Raw genomic sequence first — 7,844 nt, 5'->3', positions numbered from 1 at the left:
CGCTGGACGGGCAAACGCACGATCAGGCATATCTCAAACCGTCGCGACCAATCCCGGTGGCGGCATAACCGAGCGGAAAATCCAACTAAGATAAGGCTTGAAACTGTTCAGACAAACCGAACCACCTCTGCCATTCAGATTTGTCGGGCCAGCTCTGTTTGAAAAATTAGCATTCTCGGGGTCTTAAACATTGGAAAAATAGTATGAAATTGACAATCACTTTGTTGTTGGCTGTTTTTCTTGTCGTGCCAACCATCACTTCGGCAGAAACATTTCGCGGGATAGTATCGCCCTATTCTGATCCTGCAACTGGTGATGCCGAGGACCTCGACTCAATTCGTGTGAATAATCAGAAAATTCGTCTCGAAAATATCGATAATCGAAATCTAACAAGGCGTAAGGCACGTCAAGCGTTGCAAACGATCGAAGATCAGCTTGGTGGAAAAACGGCAACTTGTATTATAAGCAACAAAGGTGACAACAGATGGCGCGGAATCTGCAAAATTGGTAATACCGATATTGGTGAATGGATGGTTCGCGCTGGTTTTGCTCGCCTTGAGCGTTAAAAAAGAGCATTTTAAGCATAGGCATGTGCCTATGCTTAATTCTACTTAGTTGTTAAAAATTACTCTACCCCTTCGACAAAAGCCAATCCAGTCCTGATGTCGGCAACACCCGTCTTGCGACGCCCATCAGGTGCGTGGGCACTGTCACATAATATCTTGCGCGGGGGCGGGGGGATTCCAGCGCGTGGATCAGCTTTTTCGTCACCGCTGATGGCGGCAATTCAAACCGGTCCGGTTTGCTTTCCTTATACAGCCGTTTCATCAGGGTGTTGCGGTATTGGTCGGCGCGGGCCGAGGCCTCCCAATCGACCCATTTTTCGAAATGCGGGATCGCGTTCAGGCGGAATTTTGTGGTGATCGGGCCAGGTTCGATCAGGCTGACGCAAATGGGCGTGTCGCGCATTTCGACGCGCAGCGTGTCGGTCAGACCTTCCAGCGCGAATTTCGTTGAATTATACGCGCCGCGCCAAGGTGCCGCGACAAAGCCCAGGACGGACGAACAATTCACGATCCGCCCTTCGCCCTGTTTGCGCATTATTGGGATCACGCGGCGGGTCAGATCATGCCAGCCGAACAGGTTGGCCTCAAAAATTTCACGCAGGGCGTCGCGGGGCAGATCCTCGACCGCGCCGGGACAGGCAAAGGCGCCATTGTTGAACAATGCCTCAAGACGCCCACCGGTGGCGTTCAGCACGCGGTCCAGACCCTTTTTGATACTGGCCTCATCGGCGTAGTCGATCAGTACGGTTTCCAGCCCTTCATCGCGCAACCGGTCGCAATCGGCCTGCTGGCGGCAACTGGCAAACACACGCCACCCCCGCGCCTTTAGCCCATGCGCCGCGTCATAACCGATGCCCGAGGAACACCCTGTGATCAGAATGGATTTGCTCATGTTACTGCCCTTACCTGTTACGCCGATTGCTATGCCAAGGCTGCGGGTAATGCGCAATGGCGAAGTATCAAGGCGAAGCGAAGAGGGCAGCGACCGGCCCGAGGGTGGGCGAGAAGCGCCCGCCGTCGTGCTTAAAGCACGCCTTTGGCGTGACGGGGGCGGGTCGGCGCTGACCGGTGGTGCCCACCGGGCGAAAAGGTTTGTTTGAACTTGGGAATAATTCACCGATCCGTCCTCGATTTCCTTTACCTGTCCTCATCATCCCGCTACACAGCATCTATGTCCGATTTGACCGATGACCCCAATATGAACCCCTCGGAAGTGTCCGAACCACTGCGCCGCGCCATTGGTGAGCGTTATCTGACCTATGCGCTGTCGACGATCATGCACCGCGCGCTGCCGGATGCGCGTGACGGGCTGAAACCGGTGCACCGGCGTATTCTCTATGCGATGAGCCGCCTGCGCCTGACAGCCAGCGGCAGTTTCCTGAAATCGGCCAAGATCAGCGGCGATACGATGGGCGATTTCCACCCCCACGGTGATGCGGCGATCTATGACGCGATGGCGCGTCTGGCGCAGGATTTCAACGTGCGTTATCCGCTGGTCGACGGGCAGGGGAACTTTGGGAACATTGACGGCGATAACCCTGCGGCCAGCCGTTATACCGAGGCGCGGATGACCATCGCGGCTGAGGCCCTGTTGGAAGGTCTGAACGAAAATGCCGTCGATTTCCGCGACAACTACGACGGCCGGCTGGAAGAACCTGTCGTTCTGCCGGCCAGCTTTCCCAACCTGCTGGCCAATGGCTCGTCCGGTATCGCGGTGGGTATGGCCACCAACATCCCGCCCCATAATATCGAGGAACTCTGCAACGCCTGCCTGCACTTGATCAAATCCCCAGACGCGCGGGATGAGACGCTGCTGAACCATGTGCCCGGCCCCGATTTTCCGACCGGTGGCATTATCGTTGAGCCGCGTGAGAGTATCGCGCAGGCCTATCGTACCGGACGGGGCGCGTTCCGCCTGCGCTGCAAATGGGAACTTGAGGATCTGGGCCGCGGCCAATGGCAGATCGTCGTCACCGAAATCCCCTATCAGGTCCAAAAATCCCGTCTGATCGAAAAAATCGCCGAATTGATCCAGACCAAGAAGCTGCCGATCCTGGCCGATGTGCGCGACGAATCCGCCGATGATATTCGCCTGATCCTGGAACCCAAGTCCAAGAACGTTGACCCGGATGTGCTGATGAACATGCTGTTCCGCACCTCGGATCTTGAGGTGCGCTTTAGCCTGAATATGAATGTGCTGATCGACGGCCGCACGCCTAAGGTCTGCAGCCTGAAAGAGGTTTTGCGCGCGTTTCTGGATCACCGACGTGAAGTTCTGCTGCGTCGCAGCCAGCACCGGCTGGACAAGATTGACCATCGGTTGGAAGTGCTGGAAGGCTATATCACCGCCTTCCTAAACCTTGATCGCGTGATCGAAATTATCCGGACCGAGGATGAGCCGAAACCGGTGATGATGGCCGAATTTGATCTGACCGACGTGCAGGCCGAAGCGATCCTGAACATGCGCCTGCGGTCCTTGCGCAAACTCGAAGAAATGGAGCTGCGCCGCGAACGCGACGAGCTGATGAAGGAACGCACCGATCTGCAGGACCTGCTGGCCAGCGACGACCTGCAGTGGACCCGCATCGCCGACCAGCTGCGCGAAACCCGCAAGAAGTTCGGCAAAGATTACGATGGTGGCGCACGGCGGACGCAATTTGCCGAGGCCGGTGAGGTCGAGGATGTACCCCTGGAAGCGATGATCGAGAAAGAGCCGATCACCGTGGTCTGTTCGAAAATGGGTTGGGTCCGCGCGATGAAGGGACACATCCCCCTGGATCAAGAGTTGAAGTTCAAAGACGGTGACGAAGGCCGTTTTGTGTTCCACGCCGAAACGACGGATCGCTTGCTGGTTTTCGGCTCAAACGGGCGGTTCTATACGGTCAGTGCCGCAAACCTGCCCGGCGGGCGCGGCATGGGGGAACCCCTGCGCCTGATGGTCGATCTGCCGAATGAGGCTGAGATCATCGCGCTCTTCATACACATACCTGGTCGGAAACTGCTGGTGGCCTCCAGCGCGGGCGACGGGTTTATCGTGCCCGAGGATGAAGTGCTGGCCCAGACGCGCAGCGGCAAACAGGTGCTGAACGTCCGCGGCGACGTGCGCGCGCAACTGGCGAAACCTGTGGACGGCGATCATGTCGCTTGCGTCGGCGAAAATCGCAAAATGTTGGTTTTTGCGGTGTCCGAACTGCCCGAAATGGGCCGTGGCAAGGGCGTAAGGTTGCAAAAGTACAAAGACGGCGGATTGTCCGATGCGACCATTTTCACGTTGGAACAGGGCCTAAGCTGGAAAGACCCCGCCGGCCGCACGCGCACCGAAACCGACCTGGCAGAATGGACCACCAAACGCGCCGCCGCCGGCCGCATGGCCCCGCGCGGATTTCCAAGGGATAACAAGTTTACCTAGGGTGGTTCAGCCGCTTCGTTGATCTCAGGCCCTGCGCAGTCCCGCACTTGATCCGGGACCTCTTTCTAAAAGCCAAGACCAGTCTACCCCTTCCAATCCGGATCACGCTTTTCGATAAAAGCGTTGATCCCTTCTTCCGTATCCCGCAGCATCATGTTTTGGACCATCACGTCGCCGGTATAGGCGTAGGCCTGATCGACGGGCATCTGGATTTGCTTGTAAAACGCGTGTTTGCCGATTTTGACCGCGGCGCTCAGTTTACTTGCCACGGTCTGGGCCAGTTGCTCGGCCTCATCCGCCAGATCGGCCTCGGGCACTGATCGGTTGATCAGGCCCAAGCGCTCGGCCTCGGTGGCTTCGATAAATGTGCCGGTCGTCAGCATCTCAAAGGCTTTCTTGCGCGGGATGACGCGTGACAGGGCGACCATGGGTGTGGAACAAAACAGCCCGATATTCACACCGTTCACTCCGAACCGCGTCCCTTCCGCCGCAACCGCCATATCGCAGGTGGCCACCAGCTGACACCCCGCCGCCGTGGCAATGCCGTGGACCTGGGCGATCACTGGCTGCGGCAGATCGTTGATCGTCAGCATCATTTTCGCACAGCGGTCGAACAAGTCCTTGAAATAGGCCTGCCCGCCATCGGGGGATTGCCGTGCCGCGGTCATCTCTTTCAGATTATGGCCCGCGCAAAACGCCTTGCCCGCGCCCGACAGGACGACCGCGCGCACGGTGTCGTCCTGTGCAATGCTGTCAAATGCGCCTTGAAGGGCGGCCAGCATCTCATCGGACAATGCATTCAGTGTCTCGGGCGCATTCATCATCAGATGCGCCACGCCACCCTTATCCGTCCGTTCCAATATCGCCATGATCCCCCCTTTTGCCGCAGCCTAGGGGCAGGGCGGGCACGCATCAAGCCCTACGCGGCCTGCACCTGCGGGCCGTCCAGCTTTTCGACTTCCAGCCAGACACCACCTTCAGGACGCAGGGTCAGGATCAGGACCGGCTTTGGGTCGCGCCCAGGGATATTTTTGAACCGAAACCGCGACAGCAACGTGGCCAGAATGATCACAGCCTCTTGCAAGGCAAAGCTGGCCCCGATGCAAATCCGGGGGCCATCGCCAAAGGGCAGATAGGCAAAGCGGTCAATCGCCCTGGGATCTTCGAACCGTTCGGGGCGAAAGGCGTTGGGTTCATCCCACAGCAATTCATTGCGATGCAGGGCATAAATCGGCAGTGCGACCGTATCACCGGGCCGAATTTCACGCCCGCACAGCACGTCGGCCTTTTGCGCCGTCCGCGACAGGAACGCGGCAGGCGGATAAAGCCGCAGGGCCTCATCAATGATCTGACGGATGTATTTCAGCTGCGGCACATCGTCTGCTGTCGCCGTGCGGCCTTGCAACACCGCTTGCGCCTCGGCCCGGGCCTTTTCCTGCACGACGGGGTCAAAGGCGCACAGATAAAGCGACCAGGCCAGTGTCAGTGCGGTCGTTTCATGCCCCGCTACGATAAAGGTCAGCAGATTATCCCGCAGTTCCGCCGTGGTCATCTGGCGCTTGGTTTCGGGGTCTTCGCCCTCTAGCAACAAGTCCAGCAGATCGGGCACATCCCGGTCGGGCGCCGTGCGGCGGGCGTTGATGGCGTCATCCGCCAACCGCTTCATGTTCTTGATTGCGCCCGAGGATATCAGCCGACCGGGGCGGGGCACCCATGTGGGCACACCGACGATGTCGAACAGCGACAGCTTGGCGGTCTGCGCGATGTAATTGTCAATCGCCGTGTGCACGCCCGCGCGATCAAAGCCCTCGTCCCCCGAAAAGGTCACATCTGAAATCACCTCAAACGTCGCGGTGACCATTTCGTCAAACAGATCGACCGCGCGCCCGTCTGCTTGCGTCAGCCGTTCCGAGGATCGATCCGCCGCCATTCCCATGATCGGGGCCAGATTGGCGATATTGCGATGGGTGAACACCGGCGTTGCGGTTCGCCGCTGCCACCGCCAATGGGCGCCCTCGGCGTTGAACAGGCTTTTGCCGATGGCCGGTTCCAGAATGTTCTTTGTAACGTCCGATTTTGGGTAATTCTCAAGATTATCCTTCAAAACCTGACGGTTGCCGCCGGGGTCCATCACCATGTGCCAGCGCACAATGGCGGTGCGCCCCGAAATCATCGGTTGCCGCGTGGCGATGTCGGGGATGATCTCAATCAGATTACGCCGCGCGGTCTGCAACGATTCCCACACCCCCATCGGGCGCGTGACCAGCGGAACTTTCGGTGGTAAGGCCTGTGCGTCCATATCCATCGTCCTTTGTTTTGAGGATCATATAGGGGCGGGCAGAGGCACGTCCATCGGACAAATTGGACCGTTTTGGGGATACCTTGGCTGTACTGGGGGTGATGTCGGTAATGCGGCGCTTCACTGCCGTTGGGTTGGTCGACCAACGCCGTGGTTCGACAGTGAATGCTGAATGGCTTAAACTAAGCGTTGTATCAAAACATCATGCTAATGTTAGACAGGAAAGCTTGACCAGAATGCCCGCTTTTGATCCTTCGAAAATGACCCGAGAAGAACGCAAAGAGATTCAAGGGCGTGCGCAGCGGAATGTCGGTTCCGAAGTAACCTTGATTCTGACTGCAGGATTTGGGCTGGTTATGATCATTCTGTTTTTCTTTGGAACAGTGACTGTTCTGCCATTGGCAGAACGTCTTGAAATGCAGCCAATGCCCGTTTGGATCGGTCTATCGGTCTTGATTTGCTTCACTTGTGGTATGGTTCATGCTTGGCGCGCATCGAGGAATGTAGCACGAGCAAGAGAACGACAATTCATGATACATCAATTTGATGAAGCCAGAAAACGGTCCGAAACACAGGAAAAGATCCGTGCGTTGAAAGAGAAGGCGTTATAGAAAATTACATCTTGGGCTCAAACTTATGCAGCGCAGTATGTGCAAGAGATCAACTGTTTCTTTCAAGACATGCACCAAAGCTAACCACGATTGCCGCCAACACGGTTTTCCAAAAAAGCCCACACCTCAGCGCCATGCAGATTGATTAAGGCAGCCAGGCAGATGGCGCTTAGGGCGATGAATATCAGACCCATTATGACATCGGAAAAGAGGGTTGCCGTTACTCTTTCAGGGTTCGATTTGTCGTAGTGAACCCGAAAGCTGCGGCCCTGCAGTGCGGCTGTCGATCCGGCCGTGTGTTCAAGAATAAGCCAGCGGGCCGGGGCGTGTTGTTCATATTCGACAGTATCATTGTGGTCGGTTTCAAAGCGGATTGTGACCAGCGCTTCTTCACCGTCATCGGATGAACGGGGCCGGACCATTTTTCGGAAAGAATTGTGGCGTATGAACCTGGTATTAACAACTGTCCCGCGTGCTGTGCCGTGATGCAGCAGTATTTTCACCACTCTGATAAACCTAACACTGGTTGGAACTGCAAAAAACAACACCAGAGGGGTCAGGACATAGATTGCTATTTCTTCAGATGTCATTGCGATCCAGTGCTTATTAAACCTGATACCGATACATAGTAGATTTGCGTCAGAAATATGAAACGCCCGACGCCAGGGCAGTTGACGAACGCGCCGCTTCATCCCCATTTCCGCCATTCTGCAACTGCGATCCGGCCAAAAAACGATAAGGCGCTTGATTTCCCACGACAATCGCAATATGTCGCGCGCGATGATGAACCGGGTCGCAGGGACCCCTTTATAGACGAAGAGGCGCCTGAAGAATGGCAAAAGAGAAGTTTGAGCGTAATAAGCCGCATGTTAACATTGGCACGATTGGTCACGTTGACCATGGCAAGACGACATTGACGGCGGCGATCACGAAGTATTTTGGCGACTTCAAGGCTTATG

The 7,844-nt window shown here is 56.5% G+C and carries 8 protein-coding genes; 4 read left to right on the top strand and 4 right to left on the bottom strand.

The features are described from left to right. Window positions 1-203: 203 nt before the first annotated feature. The gene (locus tag H7848_RS19305) at window positions 204-566 is read left to right on the top strand and encodes a thermonuclease family protein (RefSeq protein ID WP_208354571.1); all 363 of its coding nucleotides are present in this window, start codon (window positions 204-206) and stop codon (window positions 564-566) included. Window positions 567-630: 64 nt separating this feature from the next. Here H7848_RS19305 and H7848_RS19300 read toward each other — a convergent pair whose 3' ends face one another. Further along, window positions 631-1,458 carry an SDR family oxidoreductase gene (locus H7848_RS19300; protein ID WP_208354570.1) on the bottom strand — a complete coding sequence of 276 codons (828 nt, stop codon included), beginning with the start codon at window positions 1,456-1,458 and terminating at the stop codon, window positions 631-633. Window positions 1,459-1,737: 279 nt separating this feature from the next. Between H7848_RS19300 and parC the strand changes: the two genes are divergently transcribed. Further along, entirely contained in the window at window positions 1,738-3,975 is a 2,238-nt protein-coding gene (gene parC / locus H7848_RS19295) for a DNA topoisomerase IV subunit A (protein ID WP_208354569.1), read from the top strand. A gap of 83 nt (window positions 3,976-4,058) precedes the next feature. On the opposite strand, the gene H7848_RS19290 is transcribed toward parC, so the two are convergent. Both H7848_RS19290 and H7848_RS19285 read right to left on the bottom strand, forming a co-directional pair. Then, window positions 4,059-4,844, bottom strand: coding sequence for an enoyl-CoA hydratase (locus H7848_RS19290; protein ID WP_208354568.1), 786 nt, complete (start codon window positions 4,842-4,844; stop codon window positions 4,059-4,061). 50 nt (window positions 4,845-4,894) lie between these two features. Next, window positions 4,895-6,274 (bottom strand): cytochrome P450, encoded by a 1,380-nt coding sequence (locus H7848_RS19285; protein WP_237072863.1) that lies wholly within the window; start codon window positions 6,272-6,274, stop codon window positions 4,895-4,897. Window positions 6,275-6,357: 83 nt separating this feature from the next. Here H7848_RS19285 and H7848_RS19280 point away from each other — a divergent pair, with 83 nt between their 5' ends. Then, window positions 6,358-6,885, top strand: coding sequence for a hypothetical protein (locus H7848_RS19280; RefSeq protein WP_208354566.1), 528 nt, complete (start codon window positions 6,358-6,360; stop codon window positions 6,883-6,885). An 80-nt stretch (window positions 6,886-6,965) separates the two neighbouring features. On the opposite strand, the gene H7848_RS19275 is transcribed toward H7848_RS19280, so the two are convergent. After that, window positions 6,966-7,577: a DUF3592 domain-containing protein gene (locus H7848_RS19275; protein ID WP_208354564.1), complete on the bottom strand. Its 612-nt coding sequence runs from the start codon at window positions 7,575-7,577 to the stop codon at window positions 6,966-6,968. A gap of 140 nt (window positions 7,578-7,717) precedes the next feature. On the opposite strand from H7848_RS19275, the gene H7848_RS19270 reads away from it, so the two are divergent. Next, the coding region (locus tag H7848_RS19270; RefSeq protein WP_234998857.1) for a GTP-binding protein at window positions 7,718-7,844 on the top strand (127 nt) is incomplete at its 3' end.

Origin of the sequence: Pseudaestuariivita rosea (assembly GCF_017592335.1) — a bacterium.
GTDB lineage: Bacteria > Pseudomonadota > Alphaproteobacteria > Rhodobacterales > Rhodobacteraceae > Parasulfitobacter > Parasulfitobacter rosea.
This window is presented reverse-complemented; position numbering and strand designations above follow the sequence as displayed.